The following is a 23,470-nucleotide window of genomic DNA, read 5'->3' as shown; positions in this document are numbered from 1 at the left end:
CCGGCCGTCTCAGCGGGTCAGCGCCAGTGACGTCAGCTGCGCCACACCCCAGCCGAGTCCCGCCGCCGCCCCGAGGAGCGCGACCGCCCGCAGGGCCACGGCGGTACGCAGCACCGTGCCCGGCGTGCCGAGCCCGGCCAGCGCCGCCCGCTGGGCGGAGCGGGCCTGCCGGGCCTCGACGGCCGAGAAGAGCAGGGTCCCGGCCGCGCACAGGGCCACCAGGGCGGCGGCGGGGCCGGTCAGCGGCCCGAGCGGGGTGACCGTTTCGCCCTGGCCGCGCAGGGCGAGGGCGGTGAGGGCGGCCGCGCCGACGGCGCAGAGCACTCCGAGCGGCCGTCCCAGCCGGGGCGCCTCCTCCTGGAGCCCGCGCCCGGCCAGCAGCCGGAGCGGGCCCGGCCGCAGTGACTGCACCAGGGTCCCGCAGGCGTAGGCCAGGCCGGGCCCGGCGAGGGCGAGCCCGACCGTGATCAGTACGCAGCCCGCCGGCACGGCGGCTCCGGCCGGCCGGGCGTACGCCAGGGCGGCGAGCCCGCAGGCGGTGAGCGCCACCCCCCACGGCACGCCGGTCTGCGGGGCCAGCCCGGAGTGCGGCGGGCGGGGGCGCAGGGCCAGGGCGGTGGCGGTGGCGGCCGTCAGCGGGACCAGGGCCAGCAGGGTGAGTGCGGCGGCCACCGGCAGCGGCCGGTCGGCGTGCAGCAGCCGGGCGGCGGCGCCGTCGAAGGGCAGTCCGGCGAGGTCGCCCCGCAGGTGGAGGAAGGCCGCCAGGGCCAGGGCGCCGCCGAGGGCGCAGGCGATGGCGGTGGAGACGGCCGCGACGAGGGTGAGCCGTACGGGGCCCAGCCCGGCGGCGTCGAGCCCGTCGCGGGGCCGGGTCGCGGGGTCGGTGCGGGCGACGGCGACGGCGAACTGCACGGTGGCGGCGAGCGGCACCAGCGCCCACAGCAGCCGGGGGAACGATCCCGCGGGCACGGCCGTCGCCTCCGCGAGGACGTACAGCAGGAGGAACCCGCTGCCGGCGGAGGCGGCCGCGACCAGCAGCCTGCGCAGCTGGACCAGGGGGCGGGAGCCGCGTACTAGGCGGAGAGGGAGCACGCGGCCTGGTCCTCCGTCGTCGGGCCGGCGGCCGCGGCGCCTGCCGGGCGGCCGTCGAGCAGGGCGAGACGGCGGTCGGCGGCGGCCGCGGTCTCCTCGTCGTGGGTGGCGAGCAGGACGGTGATGCCGTGGGAGCGGGCGGCCGTGGTGAGGGTGCGCAGCAGCAGCGTGCGCTCGGCCCGGTGCAGCGGGGCGGTGGGCTCGTCGGCGAAGAGGACGGCGGGCTCGGCGATCAGGGCGCGGGCCAGGGCGACCCGCTGGGCTTCGCCGCGGTTCAGCGCGCCGGGGCGCTTGCGGGCGAAGACGTCGAGGTCGAGGCGCTCCAGCCATGCGCAGGCGGTACGGCGGGCGGCGCGGTGGGGGGTGCCGGCGAGCAGCAGGGGCAGGGCGGCGTTCTCCCAGACCTTGAGCTCGGGCAGCAGCTGTGCTTCGGGCCCGAGCCAGGCGAACCGGTCGCGGCGCAGGCGCTCGCGGGCGGCGGCGCCGAGGGTGTGGACGGGGACGCTGTTGAACCAGACCTCGCCCTGCTCGGGCAGCAGCCGGCCGGCCAGACAGCGCAGCAGGGTGCTCTTGCCGCAGCCGCGCGGGCCGGTCACGGCGAGGATCTCGCCCTGGCGGACTCCGGCGGAGACACCGATCAGGCCGGGCGTACCGCTGTGGGAGTAGTGCAGGGACCGGGCCCAGAGCAGGTCGTCCTGCGGCGGGGCATGGTCGTGCCGGGCCTTGTCCGGTGGAGCCACCATGGCGTACACCTCCGTCCGGGGGAACGAAGCGGAGCCCTTTCGGTCACTGGCGCCGCATGGAGATGTAATGGGATGAACGTCTTGGATGCTGACAGCACACGGCCCGGATCCCCGCGTTCTACTCGAACGGAGGATCCGGGCCGTGTGTTCGGGCCAGTGCGGCTCCGGACCGGTTAGAGCTTGGTCCAGGCCTCGGTGAGCACCGAGCGCAGGATGCCTTCGATCTCGTCGAAGGTGCCCTGGTCGGCGATCAGCGGCGGGGCCAGCTGGATGACCGGGTCCCCGCGGTCGTCGGCGCGGCAGTACAGGCCGTTGTCGAAGAGCGCCTTGGAGAGGAAGCCGTAGAGCACGCGCTCGGTCTCCTCGTCCGTGAAGGACTCCTTGGTGACCTTGTCCTTGACGAGCTCGATGCCGTAGAAGAAGCCGTTGCCGCGGACGTCGCCGACGATCGGAAGGTCGTGCAGCTTCTTCAGGGTGTCGAAGAAGTTGCCCTCCTGGTCCAGCACGTGCTGGTTCAGGCCTTCCTTGTCGAAGATGTCGAGGTTGGCGATGGCCACTGCGGAGGACACCGGGTGCCCGCCGAAGGTGTAGCCGTGCAGGAAGGTGTTGTCGCCCTTGTAGAAGGGCTCCGCGATGCGGTCCGAGACGATGCAGGCGCCGATCGGGGAGTAGCCCGAGGTCATGCCCTTGGCGCAGGTGATCATGTCCGGTACGTAGCCGAACTTGTCACAGGCGAACATCGTGCCGAGGCGGCCGAACGCGCAGATGGTCTCGTCGGAGACGAGCAGCACGTCGTAGGTGTCGCAGATCTCGCGCACCCGCTGGAAGTAGCCGGGCGGGGGCGGGAAGCAGCCGCCGGCGTTCTGGACGGGCTCCAGGAAGACGGCCGCGACGGTGTCGGGGCCCTCGAAGAGGATCTGCTGCTCGATCTGGTCGGCGGCCCAGCGGCCGAAGGCCTCCGGGTCGTCGCCGTGGATCGGGGCGCGGTAGATGTTGGTGTTGGGCACCTTGTGCGCGCCGGGGACCAGCGGCTCGAAGGGGGCCTTCAGTGCCGGCAGGCCGGTGATGGACAGGGCGCCCTGCGGGGTGCCGTGGTAGGCGACCGCACGCGAGATGACCTTGTACTTGGTGTGCTTGCCCTTCAGCTTGAAGTACTGCTTGGCGAGCTTCCAGGCGGTCTCGACGGCCTCGCCTCCACCAGTGGTGAAGAAGACCTTGTTCAGGTCGCCCGGGGCATAGTCGGCCAGGCGCTCGGCGAGCTCGACGGCCTTGGGGTGCGCGTACGACCACACGGGGAAGAACGCGAGCTCCTGCGCCTGCTTGTAGGCGACCTCGGCCAGCTCCTTGCGGCCGTGACCGGCGTTGACCACGAACAGTCCGGCGAGACCGTCCAGGTAGCGCTTGCCCTTGTCGTCGAAGATGTAGGTGCCCTCACCCCGCACGATGGTGGGGACGGGCGCGTTCTCGTACGACGACATGCGGGTGAAGTGCATCCACAGGTGGTCGTACGCGGTTTTGGAGAGGTCCTGGCTCACGGGCTATCGAGTTCCCCACATGTAGGTCTGCTTCTTCAGCTTCAGGTAAACGAAGCTTTCGGTTGATCGCACGCCGGGGAGCGTGCGGATCTTCTTGTTGATCGTTTCGAGCAGGTGGTCGTCGTCCTCGCAGACGATTTCCACCATCAGGTCGAACGACCCCGCGGTCATCACGACGTACTCGCACTCGGCCATGGCGGTCAGGGCGTCGGCCACCGGGTCGAGGTCTCCCTCGACGTTGATGCCGACCATTGCCTGACGCCGCAGGCCCACGGTGAGCGGGTCCGTCACGGCGACGATCTGCATGACGCCCTGGTCGAGCAGCTTCTGCACGCGCTGGCGCACCGCCGCTTCGGACAGGCCCACGGCCTTGCCGATCGATGCATAGGGACGGCGGCCGTCCTCCTGCAGTTGCTCGATGATCGCCAGGGACACAGCATCGACCGAAGGGGACGGTTGTCTGTTCCTGGAATCTGCGCTTCGACTGACCACGACCTCACTGTGCACGAGGAGTCGTCTGTTCCGCAACCCGTAATCGATGAAATCCGTTGTGGTGGGTCTTCGATTACACGGATTTCGTAGGTGGTGGCGTCTGGCTCTGTCGAAAGCGTCGACGGAGGGGCTACGCTTGGCAGGTCGTCTCATTCGTTGGACATGTGATCAGGAGAGTGGCTGTAGTGACCACCGAACTGCGTCGTCTGCGCAACTACATCGGCGGGGAGTTCAAGGACGCCGCTGACGGGCGGACCACCGACGTGGTCAACCCCGCGACCGGCGAGGTGTACGCCACCGCCCCGCTGTCGGGCCAGGCCGACGTCGACGCCGCCATGGCGGCCGCCGCGGCCGCCTTCCCGGGCTGGCGCGACACCACGCCGTCGGAGCGCCAGAAGGCGCTGCTGAAGATCGCGGACGCCTTCGAGGCGCGCGCCGACGAGCTGGTCGCCGCCGAGTCGCAGAACACCGGCAAGCCCCTGGCCCTGACGGCCAGCGAGGAACTGCCCCCGATGGTGGACCAGATCCGCTTCTTCGCGGGCGCCGCGCGCCTGCTCGAGGGCCGCTCGGCCGGCGAGTACATGGAGGGGATGACCTCGATCATCCGCCGTGAGCCGGTCGGTGTCTGCGCCCAGGTGGCGCCGTGGAACTACCCGATGATGATGGCCGTGTGGAAGTTCGCCCCGGCGATCGCCGCGGGCAACACCGTCGTCCTCAAGCCCTCGGACACCACCCCGGCCTCGACCGTGCTGATGGCCGAGATCATCGACTCGATCCTGCCCAAGGGCGTCTTCAACGTCGTCTGCGGCGACCGTGACACCGGCAAGGCCATGGTCGAGCACTCCACCCCGGCGATGGCCTCCATCACCGGCTCGGTGCGCGCCGGCATGCAGGTCGCCGAGAGCGCCTCCAAGGACGTCAAGCGCGTCCACCTGGAGCTCGGCGGCAAGGCCCCGGTCGTGGTGTTCGAGGACGCCGACCTGGCCAAGGCCGTCGAGGACATCGCGGTCGCCGGCTACTTCAACGCCGGCCAGGACTGCACGGCCGCCACCCGCGTGCTCGTCCACGAGTCCGTCCACGACGAGTTCGTCTCCGCGCTCGCCAAGGCCGCCGCCGACACCAAGACCGGCCAGCCGGACGACGAGGACGTGCTGTACGGCCCGCTGAACAACCCGAACCAGCTCAAGCAGGTCGCGGGCTTCATCGAGCGCCTCCCCGCCCACGCCAAGGTCGAGGCGGGCGGCCACCGGGTCGGCGAGAAGGGCTACTTCTACGCCCCGACCGTCGTCTCCGGCCTCAAGCAGGACGACGAGATCATCCAGAACGAGGTCTTCGGCCCCGTCATCACGGTCCAGTCCTTCACCGACGAGGCCCAGGCCCTCGAGTACGCGAACGGCGTCGAGTTCGCCCTCGCGTCCTCCGTCTGGACCAAGGACCACGCGCGCGCCATGCGCATGTCCAAGAACCTCGACTTCGGCTGCGTGTGGATCAACACCCACATCCCGCTCGTCGCCGAGATGCCGCACGGCGGCTTCAAGAAGTCCGGCTACGGCAAGGACCTCTCCGCCTACGGCTTCGAGGACTACACCCGCATCAAGCACGTGATGACCTCGCTCGACGCCTGATCCGCGGCCGTCGCACCGGCGGCGGCGCACTGATCACCGCAGGACCCCGACGGGGCGGGCAGTGGACATCTTGTCTGTTGCCCGCCCCTTCGTGCTGTCCGAGGGCGAGGCCATGCCTGAACTCGTCTCCCGCCGCGCGGCGCCGCGCGGCCTCGGTGCCGTGGTCTGCTCGCCGCCCTGGCCGGCTGCGGTGTGCCCGCCGCGTACGTCCCGGAGGACCGGCGCGGGGAACGGGACCTCTCGGACCGCGACCGCGCCCTCGCCTTCTCCAACTGGCCGCTCTACATCGACACCGGCGACCAGGACGAGGAGAGCCGTCCGACGCTGGAAGCCTTCACCCGCAGGACCGGCATCGCGGTCCGCTACACCGAGGAGGTCAACGACAACGACGAGTTCTTCGGCAAGGTCGGCCCGGCCATGAGGAACCACCAGGCGACCGGCCACGACCTGGTCGTGGTCAGCGACTGGATGGCCGCCCGCTTCGTCCATAGACCGCCCGACTGGCCGAGAACCCGCTGATCTTCCCCGACGAGGCGATGCGCGCACCACGCCGTCACCCGGGACATCTCCTCCGCCGAACACCCCTCCTTCGCCAGATGCCGGAACGCGATCGTCGGACTGTGACGACGGTCCGGCCGGACACGCCCCCGGGGAGAGTGCGGCACCGACTCGGGCGGCACCGACTCGGCTGCACCGGCTACTTGGCGAACGCCGCTCCGACGATGCCGTAGGTCACCCGGTTCATGTCCGGTCCCTTGGCGTCGGTGGAGTTCACCGAGTAGACGAGGGTGCGGGACAGGTCGCGGGTGCCGCCGATGACCGTGCTGTAGCCGTGGCGCGCCCCCGTCTTGCCGTAGACCTTCGTGCCGTCCGCCAGGAGGAACTCCTTCATGCCGGCCGTCTGCACGGCGTGCGCCCCGGTCTCGCTCGCGGCGTCCGGCACGTCGGGCACCGTGAACATCTCCTCGAGCTGCGCCTTCGGGACGACCTTGCCGCCGAACAGCGCCACCGTGAAGCGCTCCAGGTCCGCCGTGGTCGATATCAGGTCCCCGGCGGCCCAGTTGGAGGAGGAGTTCCACTCCGATACGTCCACCAGCGAGCGGCTCCGGTCGGCCCCCTCCACCGCCTGGTAGCCGTGGTTGTGCGCGCCGGGTATGCGGTTCTGGGTACGGGACGGGAACGAGGTGTGGCGCAGGCCCAGCGGTTTGGTGATCCGGTCGGACACGGCCTGCTCGTACGTCGTCCCCGTCAGCCTCTCGATCAGCACGCCCAGCACCGTGTAGTGGATGTTGCTGTAGCGCTGCTTCTTGCCCGGGTCGTACTCGGGGCCCTTGGCCACCGCGTTGGCGATCAGCGCCCGCGGGTCGACCACGTCGAACCGGTGCGCGTACTCGTCCTCGAAGGAGTCTCCGGGGCCGTCGGCGGACCGCAGGCCGCTCGTGTAGTCCAGCAGTTCCCGCACCTTGACCGGCTTGAAGCCGCCCGGGCCACCCGGCAGCAGCCCGGGGAGGAACTCCTGCACCGGCCGGTCGAGGTCCACCCGGCCTTCCGCGGCGAGCTGGAGCACCACCGCCGCCGTGAAGGTCTTCGTCACCGATCCGGCCCGGAAGCGGGCGTTCTCGATCGCGGCGCGCCCGCTGCGGACGTCGGCGACGCCCGAGCTGCCGCGCCAGCCGCCGCTCGTACCGCCCACCCGGACCAGAGCCGCCGTCGCGTCCTCGTTCCGCGCCCCGACACCCGCGATCGCCTTCTCCAGGGCCGCCGCGTCCGGCGGCGTGGTGAAGGAGGGCGGGGCGACGCCCGCCGAGACGGGCGCCGGCGCCGGAGCGGCCTGCGCGGCGGCCACCGGTCCGGCGGCGGCTCCCAAGACCAGAGCGGCGGCGATCAGCGTGCGCGTACGTGCCTGCATGACGGTTCCCCCTGTGTGCGGTCCGTTCCGCGGGGCCGACTGCCCCGATGACCTCAATGCTGCGGGTCACGGGAGCAGTCGCGGATCACCAACGAGAGGGGGTCTTCAGCGGTACGACAACTCACCGGCTCGAGGGATCCGACACGCCGCGCCCTCCCTCGCCGGAGGGAGAAACCCCCGAGGGAGAGAACCCGGCGCCCGCCGCGATCAGCCCCGTCTCGTACGCGCAGATCACCGCCTGGATCCGGTCCCGCACCCCCAGCTTCGCCAGCACGTTCCCCACGTGCGACTTCACCGTGTGCTCGCTCACCACCAACGCCGCCGCGATCTCCGCGTTCGACAGCCCCCGTCCCAGGTGCAGCAGCGTCTCCCGCTCCCGCGCGGTCAGCACCTCCAGCCGCTCCGCGGCGAGCGCGGGAACGGACGGCCGGGCCGTCGCCGCCGTGTACTCCTCGATCACCCTCCGCGCCACCGAGGGCGCCAGCAGCGACTCGCCCGCCGCGACCACGCGTACCGCGTGCACCAGGTCGTCCCGCCGCACGTCCTTCAGCAGGAAGCCGCTCGCCCCCGCGTGCAGCGCCTCGTACACGTACTCGTCCGAGTCGAAGGTCGTCAGCATCACCACCCGGCACGCACTGCCCGCCGAGATCGCCCGGCAGGCCTCGATCCCGTCCAGCACCGGCATCCGGACGTCCAGCAGCGCCACGTCCGGCGCGAGCCGTTCCACGGCCGCCACCGCCGCCGCCCCGTCGCCGGCCTCCGCCACGACCTCGATGTCCTCCTGGGCGTCCAGGATCATCGCGAAGCCGCTGCGCACCAGTTCCTGGTCGTCGGCCACCACCACACGGATCGTCAATTCCCACATCCAGCGGCGAGGCTACCGAGGCCGGCAGGGTCACCCGCACCGTGAAGCCCCTCCCGCCCGCCCCCGGGCCGGTCCGCGCCGTCCCGCCGTGCGCCGCCGCCCGCTCACGGAGCCCGATCAGCCCGTGCCCGTGCCCTCCGCCCGCGGTGGGCGCCGGGCCCCGGCCGTCGTCCGTGACCGTCACCGTCAGCGCGTCCACCCCGTACTCCAGGCGTACCTCCACCAGCGAGGCCCCCGCGTGCTTCACCACGTTCGTCAGCGCCTCCTGCACCACCCGGTGCACCGTCGCCTCCAGTGCCGCCGGCAGGTCGCGCACCGCACCCGTCCGTCCGTACGACACCGTGAGCCCGCCGGCCCGTACCCGGTCCAGGAGCACCGGCAGCTCCCCGATACCCGGCTGCGGCGCACGCGGGGCCGCCGCCGGCTCCTCCGCCCGCAGCACCCCCAGCATCGTCCGCAGCTGCGCCATCGCGTCCCGCCCCGTCTCGGCGATGGCCTCGAACGCGGCCTCCGCCCGGGCCGGGGCCGCGCGCACCGCCACCGGCCCGGCCTCCGCCTGCACGATCATGATGCTGACCGCGTGCGAGAGGATGTCGTGCATCTCCCTGGCTATTCGGGCCCGTTCGCGGGCCGCCGCCTGCTCGGCCTCGACCCGGTTCGCCCGCTCCAGCTGCGCCGCCCGGTCCTCCACGGCCGCGGTGTAGGCCTGCCGGGTGGCCTGGAGCCGCCCCAGTGCGAAGGCCGCCGCGAAGACGAACAGTGAGAACAGCAGCTCCCGCGCCGACCCGGTGTTGAGCGCCACGGAGACGGCGATCACCACCGTCAGGAGCCCGCCCATGACGAGCCGCACCCGCGCCGGGCTGAGCAGCGCGATCGTGTAGACGCAGATCAGCCCGGCGTACGGCAGCGGCTGCCCGGGACCGTCCAGGCCCAGCTGGTAGACGGAGCCCGCCGCGATCACCCCGAACACCGCCGTCACCGGAGCCCGCCGCCGCCACACCAGCGGCAGCGTGCCCAGCGTCGTCACCAGGTACGCGGTCCAGGTGGCCGGCGGATGCTGCGGGTCGCGGGGCACCACGAACGGGATGGTCGTCGCCACCTGCACCAGCAGCGCCAGCCCCAGGTCCTGCCGGCGCGGGTCTGCCCGCAGCACCCGCCCGCGCAGCCCTCCGCCCGGCGGGCGGGTCACCGGCCGAGCTCGGCCCGTACGGCGGCCAGCGCGTCCACCCGGTTCGTGGTGACGGAGTCCACCCCGGCCCGCAGCAGGCGGCGCATCGACCGCTTGGTGTCGGCCGTCCAGGCCGACACCAGCAGCCCGTCCCGGTGCAGGGCCTGCGTCAGCTCCCGGCTGACCAGGCCGAAGCGGTAGTTGAGCCACCGCGGTGCCACGGCGTCGATCAGCACGCGGCGCGGCGGCGACAGGGTGGTCCAGGTCAGCGCGATCTCCGCGCCCGGGTCCGCGGCGCGGACCGCCAGCATGGTGTTCGGCCCGGCGCAGTAGTACGTACGGTCGCGCGCCCCGCACTCGCGCACCAGGCCGACGACGGTCTTCACCGTCTCGTACGAGGCACCCGGCAGGTCGATCATCAGCCGTCCGTCCTCGGCCCCGGCCTCCGTCAGTGCCTGGCGCAGCGTCGGGACCCGGCCGTCCGTGAGCTCCTTCAACTGGGCCGCCGTGACGGCGTCGAGCCGCACGTCGTGCCCCCACAGCCGCTCCAGCGTCTCGTCGTGGAGCAGGACCGGCACGCCGTCGCGGGTCAGCCGCACGTCGACCTCCACCGCGTCCGCCCCCCGGGCGAAGGCGGAGCGGACGGAGGCGAGGGTGTTCTCACGGAACCGGTAGGGATCGCCGCGGTGACCGACGGCAGTCAGGTTGCTCATGCGTCCCATTCTCGGGGGCGCGGGGATCAAGTGGGCTCAGCGGGCGAGCCATTCGGCGGTGTACGCGTCGATCTCCGCGACGAGCTCCGCCTTGCCGGCCGGGTCCAGGAAGGAGGCCTCGACGGCGTTCTTGGCGAGCTGCGCGAGGCCGCGCTCGTCGAGGCCGAGGAGGCGGGCGGCCACCGCGTACTCGTTGTTGAGGTCGGTGCCGAACATCGGCGGGTCGTCGCTGTTGATGGTGACGAGCACTCCCGCCGCCACCATCTCCTTGACGGGGTGCCGGTCGAGGTCGGTCACCACGCGGGTGGCGATGTTGGAGGTCGGGCAGACCTCCACCGCGATCCGGTTGTCCGCCAGGTACTTCAGCAGTTCCGGGTCCTGCGGGGCGGTGGTGCCGTGGCCGATGCGCTCGGCGCCCAGCACGCGGATGGCGTCCCAGATGGTTTCCGGCCCGGTGCTCTCGCCCGCGTGCGGGACGCTGTGCAGCCCGGCGGCGCGGGCCGCGTCGAAGTACGGCTTGAACTGGGGGCGCGGGACGCCGATCTCGGGGCCGCCCAGGCCGAAGGAGACCAGGCCCTCGGGGCGCAGGTCGACCGCGAGGCGGGCGGTCTCGGCGGCGGCCTCGGGGCCGGCCTCCCCGGGGATGTCGAAGCACCAGCGCAGGATGACGCCGAGCTCGGTCTCGGCCGCCTTGCGGGCGTCCTCGATGGCCTCCATGAAGGCGTGCTCGTCGATGCCGCGGCGGGTGGAGGAGTAGGGGGTGATGGTGAGTTCGGCGTAGCGGATGTTCTGCCGGGCCATGTCACGGGCCACTTCGAAGGTGAGGGTGCGGACGTCGTCCGGGGTGCGGACCAGGTCGACGACCGACAGGTAGACCTCGATGAAGTGGGCGAAGTCGGTGAAGGTGAAGTAGTCGGCCAGCGCCTCGGGGTCGGTGGGGACCTTCGAGTCGGGGTGGCGGGAGGCGAGTTCGGCCACGATGCGCGGGGACGCCGAGCCGACGTGGTGGACGTGGAGTTCGGCCTTGGGCAGCCCCGCGATGAAGGGGTGCAGGTCGGGCATGGGGGCCTCCGGGAGGACACGGGTCGGGCGGTTCGGCCTCATCGTAGGCAGGCCCCGGCGGTGTCGGCGGCAGCGCTTAGCATGGCCGTACGAGAGAGGGGGGCGCCGTATGACCGACCACAGCCCTGAACCGAGGGACCCGTGGGCGCCGCCCGAGCGGCCGGCGGCCGGCCCGGAGAAGCAGCCGGGGGCGCAGCCGGCCCCGCCGGTGCCGCCGGTGCACGATCAGCCGACGGTGGCGGGCATGCCCGGCGCGAGCCCGGCGCCCGACCCCTCCGGGTATCCGCCGCCCCAGCCGGTCCCGCCGGCCGCCGCTCCGTACCCGCGGCCGCCGGCCCCCGGGTCCGCGTACGGGTACCCGGCGCAGCCGGCCGGCGGCGCGTACGCCTACCCGGGCCCGCCCGTACCGCCGGGCTATCCCGGCTACCCGGGCCAGCCCGGTCACCCGGGGTACCCCGGATATCCGGGCGGGCCGGGATACCCGTACCCGTACGCCGTGCCACCCGCGAGCAACGGCTTCGGGATCACCGCCCTCGTGCTCGGCATCCTGTCGGTGTTCGTCTGCGCCACCATGGTCGGCCCGATCGCCCTCGGTATCGCGGCGATCGTCTTCGGGGCGCTGGGCCGGGGCAAGGCCGCCCGCGGCGAAGCCACCAACGGCGGTGTGGCCCTGGCCGGCATCATCCTCGGCGCGGTCGGGGTCGTGCTCGGCATAGGCATGACGCTGCTCGTCTTCCTCGTTCCCGAACTCGAGGACTACGACGGCGGCAGCGACTCCCCCTCCTCCGTGTCCCAGATCGACACGTCCCGCGAACGGGTCTGAGCGGCAGCCGCACTCCGGCCCCTGGGCCGCCCGGCTGCGCCCCTCCGGGTCAGAGCGGGGCGGCCGACAGCAGCGTCGGCACCATGTACGGCCCGTCCGGGGCGGCGCGGGTCAGCGGGACCCAGGACAGCCCCACCATCCGGGGGCACGGGCACTCCAGGTCCCCGTCGACCCCCAGGACCGGATCCCCGGGCGCCACCTCCACCCGGAAGCAGGTGGTCCACCCCGACGGGTACGGCGCCTCGAAGGCGTACCGCACCTCCAGGGGGCGCAGCCCCGTCTCCTCGGCCACCTCCCGCCGGACCGCCGCCTCCATCTCCTCCCCGGGCTCCACTCCGCCCCCGGGCAGCGTCCAGTACTCCGCCCCGTCATGGAGCCCGGACGCCCCCCGATGCCGCTCGCGCACCATCAGCAGGAGGCCGTCGCGCACGATGACGGCCGCCACACGCCGCCGCGTCACGCCCCCTCCGCGCGCAGTCGCTCCCGGGCCTCCATCAGGGCGAAGCCCAGCAGGTTCAGGCCGCGCCAGCGGGCGGGCTGGAGCGCCCGCTCGTCATCGGCGGCGAGCCCGATGCCCCAGACCCGGTCCAGGGGGCTCGCCTCGACCAGCACTCGCGTCCCCGTGCCCAGCAGGTAGGAGCGCAGCGCCGGGTCGGAGCCGAACTTGTGCACGCTGCCCTCCACGACCAGCGCGAACCGCTCCCGCTCCCAGACCGTCTCGTCGAACCGGCGCACCAGCCGTCCGGCCTTCTTCGCCGCCGCCGGACTGCCGGCCTCCAGCGCGGCGCGCTCGGCTTCCGCGTCTGCGAACAGGCGCGCCTTCCCGGCCATCATCCAGTGCTCGGCCGTGGCGTAGCGGACGTCACCCACCGTGAAGGGAGACGGCCACCACTGGCTCAGGCAGCTCGGCCCCAGCCTCCCGTCGGGCCGCGGCCGGTGCCCCCAGAACGGCAGGTACTTCACCCGCTGACCCCGGCTGACCTGCTCGATCAGCGTGTCCAACATGTCCATGCACGCGAGTGTCGCAGTGACCACGGACACTCCGTACGGGATTTCGGGGATGCCTCGACATTTGGTCGACCGATTCCGTCGCGTGATCAAAAGGCAACAACGGAATCCCTTGGCGCGGGGGATCGCCTCTGCCAGGATCGGCACTCAATTCGAGCTGTAGCTACGGAGAGCGTGAGAGCGATGGGTAACCGCTTCCAGGTCAAGGACCGCTTCGCAGACGGCGCGCAGTACATCGACGGACGGCTTCGCTCCGGCACCTCGGGGCGGTCGCACACCGTGGTCGACCCCGCCACCGGCGAGGAGGTGCTCACGTACGTGCTGGCCGGCCCGGCGGACGTGGACGAGGCGGTGGCCGCCGCCAAGCGGGCCTTCCCGGCGTGGTCGGCCGCCACTCCGGGTGAGCGCTCGGACGCCCTGCACCGGCTGGCCGGCGTACTGGCGGAGCAGGCGGAGGACTTCGCGTACGCCGAGTCCCTCCAGTGCGGCAAGCCGCTCAGGCTGTCGACGGAGTTCGACGTGCCGGGGACCATCGACAACACCGCCTTCTTCGCCGGCGCGGCCCGCCACCTCCAGGGCCAGGCGGCCGGCGAGTACTCGGCGGACCACACCTCCTACGTGCGCCGGGAGGCCATCGGGGTCGTCGGCTCCATCGCCCCCTGGAACTACCCCCTCCAGATGGCGGCCTGGAAGATCCTCCCGGCCATTGCCGCGGGCAACACGATCGTCCTCAAGCCCGCCGAGCTCACCCCGCTGACCTCCCTGATGTTCGCCCAGGCGGCCAAGGAGGCGGGGATCCCCGACGGCGTGGTCAACATCGTCACCGGCGCCGGGCGCGACGCCGGCGAGCACCTCGTCGGCCACCCCGACGTGGTGATGACCTCCTTCACCGGCTCCACCGCGGTCGGCAGGAGGGTCGCCGAGATCGCGACCGCCACCGTCAAGCGGCTACACCTGGAGCTCGGCGGCAAGGCGCCCTTCGTCGTCTTCGACGACGCCGACCTGGAGGCCGCCGCCCAGGGCGCGGTCGCCGCCTCGCTCATCAACACGGGCCAGGACTGCACCGCCGCCACCCGCGCCTACGTGCAGCGCCCCCTCCACGACGCCTTCACGGCGCGTGTCGCCGAGCTGATGGAGACCGTCCGCCTCGGCGACCCCTTCGACCCGGCCACCGACCTCGGCCCGCTCGTCTCGCACGCCCAGCGCGACCGGGTCGCCGCGTTCGTCGAGCGCGCCCGCTCCTACGCCACCGTCGTCACCGGCGGCGAGATCCCGCGGACCGGGGAAGGGGGGACCAGCCTCGCCGCGGGCGCGTACTACCGGCCGACCCTCATCCGCGACGCCGCGCAGGACAGCGAGGCCGTCCAGTCCGAGATCTTCGGCCCGGTCCTGGTGGTCCTGCCCTTCGACACCGACGACGAGGGCCTGGCCCTGGCCAACGACACCCCGTACGGTCTCGCGGCCTCCGCCTGGACCCGCGACCTCTACCGGGCGGGCCGCGCCACCCGCGAGCTCAAGGCGGGCTGCGTCTGGGTCAACGACCACATTCCGATCATCAGCGAGATGCCGCACGGCGGCTACAAGGCGAGCGGCTTCGGAAAGGACATGAGCGCCTACTCGTTCGAGGAGTACACGCAGGTCAAGCATGTGATGTTCGACAATACTGCGGTGGCCGCGAAGGATTGGCACCGCACGATCTTCGGGGACCGACAGAAGCCGGCCGTCTGACCAGTGGCCATTCCTCCCGAAAGGGCAACGCGTATGGAGCAGTTCGAGCCCGACCGCCTCTCGGCGGCGCAGACCGCCGCGATGCGGCGCAGCCTCAGCAGCGGACGGGGCGCCCTCACCCGCCGCTCGCTGCTGCGCGCCTCCGGTGTCGGGGCGCTCACCCTGGGCGGCCTCTCGGCCCTCACCGCCTGCGGCATCCCGCCCGCCAAGCGGGAGGGCGGCGCCGTGGCGTCCGACGACCACTCGGACAAGGAGAAGGAGATCGTCTTCTCCAACTGGACCGAGTACATGGACACCGGCGACGACGAGAAGACCCGTCCCACGCTGGAAGAGTTCACCAAGCGGACCGGGATCCAGGTCAAGTACACCGAGGACATCAACGACAACGTCGAGTTCTTCGGCAAAATCCGCCCGCAGCTCGCGGCCGGCCAGGACACCGGCCGGGACCTGATCGTCGTCACCGACTGGCTCGCCGCCCGCATCATCCGCCTCGGCTGGGCGCAGAAGCTGGACCCCTCCCACCTCCCGCACGCCTACGCCAACCTGATCCCGCAGTTCCGCAACCCCGACTGGGACCCGGGCCGCGCCCACAGCTACCCCTGGACCGGTATCGACACCGTCATCGCCTACAACTCCAAGGCCACCGACGGCAAGAAGGTCGACTCCGTCACCCAGCTCCTCGACGACCCCTCGCTCAAGGGCCGAGTGGGCTTCCTCACCGAGATGCGCGACAGCGTCGGCATGACCCTCCTCGACCAGGGCAAGAACCCGGCGAACTTCACCACCGCGGACTTCGACACGGCGATCGGCCGCCTCCAGAAGGGCGTGGACACCCAGCAGATCCGCCGCTTCACCGGCAACGACTACACCGCCGACCTCGACAAGGGCGACCTGGCGGCCTGTCTCGCCTGGGCGGGCGACGTCATCCAGCTCCAGGCCGGCAACCCGGACATCAAGTACGCGATCCCCGCCGCCGGATACATCACCTCCAGCGACAACCTGCTGGTCCCCGTCAAGGCCCGGCACAAGGCCAACGCCGAGAAGCTCATCGACTACTACTACCAGCCCGAGGTCGCGGCCCGGCTGGCGGCGTTCATCAGCTACGTCTGCCCCGTCGACGGCGTCAGGGAAGAGCTCGCCAAGATCGACCCGGCGCTCGCGGACAACCCGCTGATCGTGCCGGACAAGGAGATGGCAGCCAAGGCCCACGCCTTCCGCTCCCTCACCAGCGAGGAAGAGACGGCGTACGAGGAGAAGTTCGCCAAGCTCATCGGCGCCTGACCGGGCCCACGCACCGGCACCCCCACCCGCGCCCCGTCCGTCCCCTTCCCCCGACACACCACCGAAGGCCCAGGCCCATGACCGACAAGACCGCGAGCGGCGACGTACGCCTCGCCGGGATCAGCAAGCACTACGGCTCCTTCACCGCGGTGCATCCGCTGGACCTCACCATCCCCCAGGGCTCCTTCTTCGCCCTGCTCGGCGCCTCGGGCTGCGGGAAGACCACCACCCTGCGAATGATCGCCGGCCTGGAGGAGCCCTCCACCGGCACCATCCGCCTCGGCGACCGCGAGGTCACCCACCTGCCGCCGTACAAGCGCCCGGTGAACACCGTCTTCCAGAGCTACGCCCTGTTCCCGCACATGGACGTCTTCGAGAACATCGCGTTCGGCCTGCGCCGCCGCGGTGTCGCCTCCGTCAGGAAGCAGGTCGACGAGATGATCGGCCTCGTCCAGCTCGGCGAGCACGCCCGCAAGAAGCCGCACCAGCTCTCCGGCGGGCAGCAGCAGCGCGTGGCCGTCGCCCGCGCCCTCATCAACCACCCCCAGGTCCTCCTGCTCGACGAGCCGTTGGGAGCCCTCGACCTCAAGCTGCGCCGCCAGATGCAGCTGGAGCTCAAGCGGATCCAGACCGAGGTGGGCATCACCTTCGTCCACGTCACGCACGACCAGGAAGAGGCCATGACCATGGCCGACACGGTCGCCGTGATGAACGGCGGCCGCGTCGAGCAGATGGGCGCCCCCGCCGAGCTGTACGAGAATCCGCGCACCACCTTCGTCGCCAACTTCCTCGGCACCTCGAACCTCATCGAGGCCTCCGTCGAGTCCACCGGGTCCGACGTGACCGTCTCCGCCTCGGGCACCACGCTGCGGCTGCCCGCCGCCCGGTGCTCGACCACGCCCCGCGCGGGCGGAAAGCTCCTCGTGGGCGTGCGCCCCGAGAAGATCTCCCTGGTCCCGGCGGCCGAGGAGTCCGCCGTCGCGGCCGGCCGCAACAAGGTCGCGGGCAAGATCGCCGACTCCTCGTTCATCGGCGTCTCCACCCAGTTCGTCATCGACAGCCAGGTCTGCCCGGGCCTGGAGGTGTACGTCCAGAACATCGAGCGGGACAGCCGCCTCGTCCCCGGCGCCGACGTCGTCCTGCACTGGAACCCGGAGCACAGCTTCGGCCTGGACGCCGCCCAGGACATAGAGGCCGGCATCGAGACGGTCGAGGAGGGCGCATGACGGCCACCGCGGCGCCCCCCGAGGCCCCCGCGCCCGCCGGGCCCCCGGTCCACCGGGCGGCCCTGAAGAAGCGCCTGGTCCCGTACTGGCTGCTGCTCCCCGGCATCCTGTGGCTGCTCGTCTTCTTCGTGCTGCCGATGATCTACCAGGCCTCCACCTCGGTGCAGACCGGCTCGCTCGAAGAGGGCTTCGAGGTCACCTGGCACTTCCGGACCTACTGGGACGCCCTGACCGAGTACCTCCCGCAGTTCCTGCGCTCCCTGCTCTACGCCGGCACCGCGACCGCGCTGTGCCTGCTGCTCGGCTACCCGCTGGCCTACCTGATCGCCTTCAAGGCGGGCCGCTGGCGCAACCTGCTGCTGGTCCTCGTCATCGCCCCCTTCTTCACCAGCTTCCTGATCCGCACCCTGGCCTGGAAGACGATCCTGGCCGACGGCGGCCCGGTCGTCGGCGCCCTCGACGCGGTGGGCTTCCTGGACGTCACCAGCTGGCTCGGGATGACCGAGGGGAACCGGGTCCTGGCCACACCGCTCGCGGTGGTCTGCGGCCTGACCTACAACTTCCTCCCCTTCATGATCCTGCCGCTCTACACCTCGCTGGAGCGCATCGACACCCGCCTCCACGAGGCCGCGGGCGACCTGTACGCCACCCCCGCCACGGTGTTCCGCAAGGTCACCTTCCCGCTGTCGATGCCGGGCGTGGTCTCCGGGACCCTGCTCACCTTCATCCCGGCGAGCGGCGACTACGTGAACGCCGAACTGCTCGGCTCCACCGACACCCGGATGATCGGCAACGTCATCCAGTCGCAGTACCTGCGGATCCTCGACTACCCGACAGCGGCCGCGCTGTCCTTCATCCTCATGGCCATCGTGCTGATCATGGTCACCATCTACATCCGCCGAGCGGGGACGGAGGACCTGGTCTGATGCGTTGGCTCCGCCGCAATCTCGTGGTCATCGCGGGCCTCGCCACGCTCGCGTACCTGATCCTGCCGAACGTCGTCGTGACGGTGTTCTCCTTCAACAACCCCACCGGACGGTTCAACTACGCCTGGCAGGAGTTCTCCCTCGACGCCTGGAAGGACCCCTGCGGGGTCGCCGACCTGTGCGGCTCCCTCGCGCTCTCCCTCCAGATCGCCCTGTGGGCCACCATCGGCGCCACGGTCCTCGGCACCGCCATAGCCTTCGCGCTGGTCCGGTACCGGTTCCGGGCGCGCGGTGCGGTGAACTCGCTGATCTTCCTGCCGATGGCCATGCCCGAGATCGTGATGGCCGCCTCGCTGCTCGCCCTCTTCCTCAACATGGGCATCCAGCTGGGCTTCTGGACCATCCTCATCGCCCACGTGATGTTCTGCCTCAGCTTCGTCGTCGCCGCCGTCAAGGCACGCGTCCTGTCGATGGACCCGCGCCTGGAGGAGGCCGCCCGCGACCTCTACGCCGGACCGGCGCAGACCTTCCTGAGGGTCACCCTGCCGATCGCGGCCCCCGGAATCGCGGCGGGCGCGCTGCTGTCCTTCGCGCTCTCCTTCGACGACTTCATCATCACCAACTTCAACTCGGGCAACACCGTCACCTTCCCCATGTTCGTGTGGGGATCGGCCCAGCGCGGTACGCCCGTCCAGATCAACGTCATCGGCACGGCGATGTTCCTCATCGCGGTGCTGGTGGTCCTCGCCGGCCAGTGGGCCGGCAACCGCCGCAAGAAGGCACAACCGAAGTAGATCCCGTAGGGAGTTGGAAGACATGGCCCCAGTCGCCATGCGTAGTGTTGCGAAATCCCTTTCCGAAGCGAAGCCGGTCTCGTACTGGCTGGACGACCCCGGCCGCCCGGCTCCGCAGCCGGCCCTCACCTCCGACGAGCGCTGCGACCTGCTGGTCGTCGGAGGCGGCTACAGCGGCCTGTGGACCGCGCTGCTCGCCAAGGAGCGCGACCCCGGACGGGACGTCGTACTGATCGAGAGCAAGGAGGCGGGCTGGGCCGCCTCCGGCCGCAACGGCGGTTTCTGCGCGGCCTCCCTCACCCACGGCCTGGCCAACGGCCTGGCCCGCTGGCCCGGTGAGCTGGCCAAACTGGAGGAGCTGGGCGCCCGCAACCTCGACGCCATCGAGGAGGCCGTCGCCCGCTACGGCATCGACTGCGACTTCGAGCGCACCGGCGAGATCGACGTGGCCACCGAGCCGCACCAGGTCGAGGAGCTGCGGGAACTGCACGAGCAGGCCCGCCGGCTGGGCCTCGGCGCCGGCTCCGAGTGGCTGGAGGGGGAGGAGCTGCGCGCGGAGATCGACTCGCCCACCTTCCTCGCGGGCCTGTGGGACCGCGACGGCGTGGCCATGCTCAACCCGGCGAAGCTCGCCTGGGGCCTGAAGCGGGCCTGCCTGGAGCAGGGCGTGCGGATCTACGAGAACACGCGCGGCCTGAACCTGGCGCAGGCGGGCGCCGGGATGACGGTGGAGACCCCCTACGGCACGATCCTCGCCCGCCGGGTCGCGCTGGGCACCAACATCTTCCCGTCGCTGGTGCGCCGGATCCGCCCCTTCACCGTCCCGGTCTACGACTACGCGCTGATGACCGAGCCGCTGGACGAGGCACAGCTGGCCTCGATCGGGTGGAAGAACCGCCAGGGACTGGGCGACAGCGCCAACCAGTTCCACTACTTCCGGATCACCAGGGACCACCGGATCCTGTGGGGCGGGTACGACGCGGTCTACCCCTACCGGGGGAAGCTCGACTCCGAGTACGACCACCGCCCCGAGACCTACCTCAAGCTCGCCGAGCACTTCTTCACCGCCTTCCCGCAGCTGGAGGGGGTGCGCTTCAGCCACGCCTGGGGCGGGGCCATCGACACCTGCTCCCGCTTCTCGGCCTTCTTCGGCACCGCGCACCGCGGCAGGGTGGCCTACGCCGCCGGGTACACCGGCCTGGGCGTGGGGGCCACCCGCTTCGGCGCCGACGTGATGCTGGACCTGCTCGACGGCCTCTCCACCGAGCGCACCCGGCTGGAGATGGTGAGGTCCAAGCCCATGCCGTTCCCGCCCGAGCCCCTCGCCTGGACCGGGATCGCCCTCACCAAGTGGTCGCTGGCCCGCGCCGACGCCCGGGGTGGCCACCGCAACCTGTGGCTCAGGACGCTGGACCGCCTCGGGCTCGGCTTCGACAGCTGACCCCCCGTACGTCCCCGCGCACACGCGTACGCCGGCACGCGCGTACGCCTCGGCGCACGCCCGCGGTCCGCCCGGATGCGCTTCACCTCCACGGAGTAACGCAACCCGCGTCATAGCCCCGCCCGGCCCCGCTCTCTCCCGGTGAGAACCACACCGAGAACGAGACGATGGAGGCCGGGCGATGACGCTCCCGGGAGCGAGGACCGCGGTGGAATGGCTGGTTTCGGCGGCACCGGATCCGGCTGCCTGCCGCTGGGAATGGGAGCGCAACCCCCTCGGGGTCGCCCTGCTGCCGGCCGGCCGGCAGTGGGACGTGCTGATCGTGCCGGGGGAGCTGGGGCGGCCCGCCCTCGACGTGCTGCGCCTGCTGTACGGTCCGCCCGGGCCGGTGCTGGCCGACTTCAAGGACGCCAGGGTGGGTTTCTTCGTGCCCCCGGGCACGGCGGCCCGCTGGATCGGCACGGGCGTACGGGGAGCCGGGCGCGGGACCTGGATCGTGGTCCCGTACCCCGGCCGGGCGACCGGCGGGGTCCGCTGGCTGGAGGTCCCGGACGGGCGCGGCACGCTCACTGACCCGGCGGTGCTGGAGCTCGCGCTGCACGAGGCCGCGGCGGCGCGGGCGGAGGAGCCCCGCAGGCCCTGACCGCACGGACCCCGCGGGCCCCGGCCGCCGCCGCTCCCCGGCGGCGGACCGGGCTCCCCCGGGTGCGGCCGGGACTCAGCTCCCGCCCCGGCCTCCGGCCGCCCGGCGCACCCCCAGCAGCAGCGGCACGCACAGCAGGACGCTGGCCAGCACGTCGAGGGGCCAGTGGAACCCGCGCAGGACCAGGCCCGCGGCCGTCGCCGCCGACAGGGTGAGGGCGGCCGCCACCGGCCAGGGACGGCGGGTGTACGGGGCGAGGAGCAGCGCCGCGCCCACGTAGGCGGTCAGGGCCGTCGCCGTGTGGCCCGAGGGGTAGTACCCGGAGGCCCAGGGCTCCAGCGGGCCCGGGCGGGCGGTCCAGGCCTTGAGCGGGACGATCAGCGCCGGCAGCAGGGCCATCGCCAGGCCGGCCGCGAGCGCGGCGACGCGCCGGCCGCGCCAGGCGGCGTACGCCATGGCCAGCACGAGGACGGGGACGGCGACCGGGACGTTGCCCAGGTCCGCGAGGCGCTCGGTGACCGTGTCGGGGACGGTGCGCACGAGGGCGCGGCTGAGCGCGTGGTCCGGGACCAGGAGCGGCCCCGACACCAGGACCTGCCAGGTGATCAGGGCGAAGAGGCCGAGGCACACGGCCGTCGGGAGGATGGCCGGCCACCCCGGAACAGGGGGGATGGTTCCGGGGCGGCCGCCCGGACCGGGTTGCCGTTCGCCCCGGGGGGTTTGGGGCGGACGGCCGTCCGATCTGCGAGGAGTGTGCGCGAACGCATGACCAGTACGGCGCTGGGGAAGCCCGGTACCGGTGTCGCCCCCGGTCTCCCGGAAACGGTCTGTCTCACTCATCTGCAGAAACCGTACGCCAGCGAAAGGGGGACCGACAGCGGGAACGCGCTCCCGCCATCGGCCCCCCACAGCTTCTTCACAGCGCCCGCCCGTTACCGGTGGTAGGGGGCGGGCGCCGCGTCCAGGCGTTCTAGGCCTTCGAAACTGACGTTCGGTCAGAGGGCCGCGAAAGCACCCTCGATGATGTCCAGGCCCTCGTTCAGCAGGTCCTCGCCGATGACGATCGGCGGCAGGAAGCGGAGCACGTTGCCGTAGGTGCCGCAGGTGAGGACGAGCAGGCCCTCGGCGTGGCAGGCCTTGGCGAGCGCGCCGGCCGCCTCCGGGAACGGGGTCTTGGAGACCGGGTCCTTCACCAGCTCGATCGCGATCATGGCGCCGCGGCCGCGGATGTCGCCGATGATCTCGTACTTCTCCTGCATGGCCGTCAGACGGGCCTTCATGACGGACTCGATCTTCTTCGCCGCGGCGTTGAGGTCGAGCTCCTTCATGGTCTCGATGGAGCCGAGCGCGCCGGCGCACGCCACCGGGTTGCCGCCGTACGTGCCGCCCAGGCCGCCCGCGTGGGCGGAGTCCATGATCTCGGCGCGGCCGGTCACGGCGGCGAGCGGCAGACCGCCCGCGATGCCCTTGGCGGTGGTGATCAGGTCCGGGACGATGCCCTCGTCCTCGCACGCGAACCACTGGCCGGTGCGGCAGAAGCCGGACTGGATCTCGTCGGCGACGAAGACGATGCCGTTGTCGTTGGCGAACTTCACGATCGCCGGGAGGAAGCCCTTGGCGGGCTCGATGAAGCCGCCCTCGCCGAGGACCGGCTCGATGATGATCGCGGCGACGTTGTCGGCGCCGATCTGCTTGGTGATCTGGTCGATCGCCTGGGCGGCGGCCTCGGGGCCGCAGTTCTCGGCACCGGTGGGCCAGCGGTAGCCGTAGGCGACCGGGACGCGGTAGACCTCGGGGGCGAACGGACCGAAGCCCTGCTTGTACGGCATGTTCTTCGAGGTCAGCGCCATCGTCAGGTTCGTGCGGCCGTGGTAGCCGTGGTCGAAGACGACGACGGCCTGGCGCTTGGTGTACGAACGGGCGATCTTGACGGCGTTCTCGACGGCCTCGGCGCCCGAGTTGAACAGCGCCGACTTCTTGGCGTGGTCGCCCGGGGTCAGCTCGGCGAGCGCCTCGCAGACCTCGACGTAGCCCTCGTACGGCGTGACCATGAAGCAGGTGTGCGTGAAGTCGGCGAGCTGCGCGGACGCGCGGCGCACCACGGCCTCCGCGGAGGCGCCGACCGAGGTCACGGCGATGCCGGAGCCGAAGTCGATCAGGCGGTTGCCGTCGACGTCCTCGATGATGCCGCCGCCCGCGCGGGCCGTGAAGACGGGGAGCACGGAGCCCACGCCGCCGGCCACCGTCTCGAGGCGGCGGGCCTGCAGCTCCTGAGACTTGGGGCCGGGGATCGCGGTGACGATGCGACGCTCCTGCGGGACAGCGGTCATAGAGGGCTCCTGGGGGGTGTTTTCGGACGCACTTGTGTCTTTGTCCGCAGGCTAGGCCCGGCGGAG

At 71.8% G+C, this 23,470-nt stretch carries 21 protein-coding genes and 2 pseudogenes; 10 read left to right on the top strand and 13 right to left on the bottom strand.

Annotated elements, in window-relative coordinates; genetic code table 11:
• Positions 1-9: 9 nt before the first annotated feature.
• From ACFY7H_RS25325 to ACFY7H_RS25310, 4 genes are all read right to left on the bottom strand, one after another.
• Positions 10-1,092 carry a hypothetical protein gene (locus tag ACFY7H_RS25325; protein ID WP_388941962.1) on the bottom strand — a complete coding sequence of 361 codons (1,083 nt, stop codon included), beginning with the start codon at positions 1,090-1,092 and terminating at the stop codon, positions 10-12.
• The gene (locus tag ACFY7H_RS25320) at positions 1,074-1,835 is read right to left on the bottom strand and encodes an ABC transporter ATP-binding protein (protein WP_388941959.1); all 762 of its coding nucleotides are present in this window, start codon (positions 1,833-1,835) and stop codon (positions 1,074-1,076) included. The genes ACFY7H_RS25325 and ACFY7H_RS25320 overlap by 19 nt, the downstream gene beginning before the upstream one ends.
• Before the next feature lie 173 nt (positions 1,836-2,008).
• A complete protein-coding gene (locus tag ACFY7H_RS25315; RefSeq protein WP_388941956.1) occupies positions 2,009-3,370 on the bottom strand; it encodes an aspartate aminotransferase family protein in 1,362 nt (453 codons plus the stop codon).
• Between the two features lie 3 nt (positions 3,371-3,373).
• Complete coding sequence (locus tag ACFY7H_RS25310; protein ID WP_007266859.1) at positions 3,374-3,877, bottom strand: Lrp/AsnC family transcriptional regulator; 504 nt, start codon at positions 3,875-3,877, stop codon at positions 3,374-3,376.
• A gap of 170 nt (positions 3,878-4,047) precedes the next feature.
• Here ACFY7H_RS25310 and ACFY7H_RS25305 point away from each other — a divergent pair, with 170 nt between their 5' ends.
• Positions 4,048-5,487 (top strand): gamma-aminobutyraldehyde dehydrogenase, encoded by a 1,440-nt coding sequence (locus ACFY7H_RS25305; RefSeq protein ID WP_388941954.1) that lies wholly within the window; start codon positions 4,048-4,050, stop codon positions 5,485-5,487.
• 112 nt (positions 5,488-5,599) lie between these two features.
• A pseudogene (locus ACFY7H_RS25300) lies at positions 5,600-5,973 on the top strand (spermidine/putrescine ABC transporter substrate-binding protein); the annotation flags it as partial.
• 211 nt (positions 5,974-6,184) lie between these two features.
• On the opposite strand, the gene ACFY7H_RS25295 reads toward ACFY7H_RS25300, so the two are convergent.
• The 5 genes and pseudogenes from ACFY7H_RS25295 to ACFY7H_RS25275 form a co-directional block, all read right to left on the bottom strand.
• Positions 6,185-7,396, bottom strand: a complete 1,212-nt coding sequence (locus ACFY7H_RS25295) for a serine hydrolase domain-containing protein (protein WP_388941951.1) — start codon at positions 7,394-7,396, stop codon at positions 6,185-6,187.
• A gap of 121 nt (positions 7,397-7,517) precedes the next feature.
• On the bottom strand, positions 7,518-8,252 hold the full coding sequence (locus tag ACFY7H_RS25290; RefSeq protein WP_388942155.1) for a response regulator: 735 nt from the start codon (positions 8,250-8,252) through the stop codon (positions 7,518-7,520).
• 16 nt (positions 8,253-8,268) lie between these two features.
• Positions 8,269-9,426, bottom strand: a pseudogene (locus ACFY7H_RS25285) (sensor histidine kinase); the annotation flags it as partial.
• A gap of 20 nt (positions 9,427-9,446) precedes the next feature.
• Positions 9,447-10,151, bottom strand: a complete 705-nt coding sequence (locus ACFY7H_RS25280) for a glycerophosphodiester phosphodiesterase (RefSeq protein WP_388941948.1) — start codon at positions 10,149-10,151, stop codon at positions 9,447-9,449.
• 27 nt (positions 10,152-10,178) lie between these two features.
• Positions 10,179-11,204, bottom strand: coding sequence for an adenosine deaminase (locus ACFY7H_RS25275; RefSeq protein WP_388941945.1), 1,026 nt, complete (start codon positions 11,202-11,204; stop codon positions 10,179-10,181).
• A gap of 109 nt (positions 11,205-11,313) precedes the next feature.
• Here ACFY7H_RS25275 and ACFY7H_RS25270 point away from each other — a divergent pair, with 109 nt between their 5' ends.
• Positions 11,314-12,027 carry a DUF4190 domain-containing protein gene (locus ACFY7H_RS25270; protein WP_388941942.1) on the top strand — a complete coding sequence of 238 codons (714 nt, stop codon included), beginning with the start codon at positions 11,314-11,316 and terminating at the stop codon, positions 12,025-12,027.
• A 49-nt stretch (positions 12,028-12,076) separates the two neighbouring features.
• Here the strand turns inward: ACFY7H_RS25270 and ACFY7H_RS25265 are convergent, their stop codons facing one another.
• Positions 12,077-12,487 carry an NUDIX domain-containing protein gene (locus ACFY7H_RS25265; protein ID WP_388941939.1) on the bottom strand — a complete coding sequence of 137 codons (411 nt, stop codon included), beginning with the start codon at positions 12,485-12,487 and terminating at the stop codon, positions 12,077-12,079.
• The gene (locus ACFY7H_RS25260) at positions 12,484-13,038 is read right to left on the bottom strand and encodes an NADAR family protein (protein ID WP_388941937.1); all 555 of its coding nucleotides are present in this window, start codon (positions 13,036-13,038) and stop codon (positions 12,484-12,486) included. Before ACFY7H_RS25260 ends, ACFY7H_RS25265 begins: the two co-directional genes overlap by 4 nt.
• A 180-nt stretch (positions 13,039-13,218) precedes the next feature.
• On the opposite strand from ACFY7H_RS25260, the gene ACFY7H_RS25255 reads away from it, so the two are divergent.
• The 7 genes from ACFY7H_RS25255 to ACFY7H_RS25225 all read left to right on the top strand — a co-directional run bounded on the left by ACFY7H_RS25255 (position 13,219) and on the right by ACFY7H_RS25225 (position 21,074).
• Positions 13,219-14,763, top strand: coding sequence for a gamma-aminobutyraldehyde dehydrogenase (locus ACFY7H_RS25255; RefSeq protein WP_388941934.1), 1,545 nt, complete (start codon positions 13,219-13,221; stop codon positions 14,761-14,763).
• Between the two features lie 33 nt (positions 14,764-14,796).
• Complete coding sequence (locus ACFY7H_RS25250) at positions 14,797-16,044, top strand: spermidine/putrescine ABC transporter substrate-binding protein (RefSeq protein ID WP_388941931.1); 1,248 nt, start codon at positions 14,797-14,799, stop codon at positions 16,042-16,044.
• Between the two features lie 77 nt (positions 16,045-16,121).
• Positions 16,122-17,270, top strand: a complete 1,149-nt coding sequence (locus ACFY7H_RS25245) for an ABC transporter ATP-binding protein (RefSeq protein ID WP_388941929.1) — start codon at positions 16,122-16,124, stop codon at positions 17,268-17,270.
• Positions 17,267-18,196, top strand: a complete 930-nt coding sequence (locus ACFY7H_RS25240) for an ABC transporter permease (protein WP_388941926.1) — start codon at positions 17,267-17,269, stop codon at positions 18,194-18,196. The genes ACFY7H_RS25245 and ACFY7H_RS25240 overlap by 4 nt, the downstream gene beginning before the upstream one ends.
• Positions 18,196-18,990, top strand: a complete 795-nt coding sequence (locus ACFY7H_RS25235; RefSeq protein WP_388941923.1) for an ABC transporter permease — start codon at positions 18,196-18,198, stop codon at positions 18,988-18,990. The genes ACFY7H_RS25240 and ACFY7H_RS25235 overlap by 1 nt, the downstream gene beginning before the upstream one ends.
• A 22-nt stretch (positions 18,991-19,012) precedes the next feature.
• Positions 19,013-20,431 (top strand): NAD(P)/FAD-dependent oxidoreductase, encoded by a 1,419-nt coding sequence (locus ACFY7H_RS25230; protein ID WP_388941920.1) that lies wholly within the window; start codon positions 19,013-19,015, stop codon positions 20,429-20,431.
• Between the two features lie 181 nt (positions 20,432-20,612).
• The gene (locus ACFY7H_RS25225; RefSeq protein ID WP_388941917.1) at positions 20,613-21,074 is read left to right on the top strand and encodes a hypothetical protein; all 462 of its coding nucleotides are present in this window, start codon (positions 20,613-20,615) and stop codon (positions 21,072-21,074) included.
• A 75-nt stretch (positions 21,075-21,149) separates the two neighbouring features.
• Here ACFY7H_RS25225 and ACFY7H_RS25220 read toward each other — a convergent pair whose 3' ends face one another.
• Together ACFY7H_RS25220 and gabT are read right to left on the bottom strand one after the other, a co-directional pair.
• Positions 21,150-21,704, bottom strand: coding sequence for a phosphatase PAP2 family protein (locus tag ACFY7H_RS25220; RefSeq protein WP_388941915.1), 555 nt, complete (start codon positions 21,702-21,704; stop codon positions 21,150-21,152).
• 365 nt (positions 21,705-22,069) lie between these two features.
• Positions 22,070-23,404 (bottom strand): 4-aminobutyrate--2-oxoglutarate transaminase, encoded by a 1,335-nt coding sequence (gene gabT, locus ACFY7H_RS25215; protein WP_388941913.1) that lies wholly within the window; start codon positions 23,402-23,404, stop codon positions 22,070-22,072.
• Positions 23,405-23,470: the final 66 nt, after the last annotated feature.

It is taken from the genome of Streptomyces sp. NPDC012794, from assembly GCF_042901085.1.
Lineage (GTDB): Bacteria > Actinomycetota > Actinomycetes > Streptomycetales > Streptomycetaceae > Streptomyces.
This window is presented reverse-complemented; position numbering and strand designations above follow the sequence as displayed.

What these genes read in the sequence shown, in the direction of transcription:
- ACFY7H_RS25230 (WP_388941920.1), top strand. Translation starts at nt 19,013, where the DNA reads ATGGCCCCAGTCGCCATGCGTAGTGTTGCGAAATCCCTTTCCGAAGCG.
- ACFY7H_RS25235 (WP_388941923.1), top strand. Translation starts at nt 18,196, where the DNA reads ATGCGTTGGCTCCGCCGCAATCTCGTGGTCATCGCGGGCCTCGCCACG.
- ACFY7H_RS25245 (WP_388941929.1), top strand. Translation starts at nt 16,122, where the DNA reads ATGACCGACAAGACCGCGAGCGGCGACGTACGCCTCGCCGGGATCAGC.
- ACFY7H_RS25280 (WP_388941948.1), bottom strand. Translation starts at nt 10,151, where the DNA reads ATGGGACGCATGAGCAACCTGACTGCCGTCGGTCACCGCGGCGATCCC.
- ACFY7H_RS25295 (WP_388941951.1), bottom strand. Translation starts at nt 7,396, where the DNA reads ATGCAGGCACGTACGCGCACGCTGATCGCCGCCGCTCTGGTCTTGGGA.
- ACFY7H_RS25320 (WP_388941959.1), bottom strand. Translation starts at nt 1,835, where the DNA reads ATGGTGGCTCCACCGGACAAGGCCCGGCACGACCATGCCCCGCCGCAG.
- ACFY7H_RS25250 (WP_388941931.1), top strand. Translation starts at nt 14,797, where the DNA reads ATGGAGCAGTTCGAGCCCGACCGCCTCTCGGCGGCGCAGACCGCCGCG.
- ACFY7H_RS25260 (WP_388941937.1), bottom strand. Translation starts at nt 13,038, where the DNA reads ATGGACATGTTGGACACGCTGATCGAGCAGGTCAGCCGGGGTCAGCGG.
- ACFY7H_RS25275 (WP_388941945.1), bottom strand. Translation starts at nt 11,204, where the DNA reads ATGCCCGACCTGCACCCCTTCATCGCGGGGCTGCCCAAGGCCGAACTC.
- ACFY7H_RS25240 (WP_388941926.1), top strand. Translation starts at nt 17,267, where the DNA reads ATGACGGCCACCGCGGCGCCCCCCGAGGCCCCCGCGCCCGCCGGGCCC.
- ACFY7H_RS25270 (WP_388941942.1), top strand. Translation starts at nt 11,314, where the DNA reads ATGACCGACCACAGCCCTGAACCGAGGGACCCGTGGGCGCCGCCCGAG.
- ACFY7H_RS25255 (WP_388941934.1), top strand. Translation starts at nt 13,219, where the DNA reads ATGGGTAACCGCTTCCAGGTCAAGGACCGCTTCGCAGACGGCGCGCAG.
- gabT (WP_388941913.1), bottom strand. Translation starts at nt 23,404, where the DNA reads ATGACCGCTGTCCCGCAGGAGCGTCGCATCGTCACCGCGATCCCCGGC.
- ACFY7H_RS25225 (WP_388941917.1), top strand. Translation starts at nt 20,613, where the DNA reads ATGACGCTCCCGGGAGCGAGGACCGCGGTGGAATGGCTGGTTTCGGCG.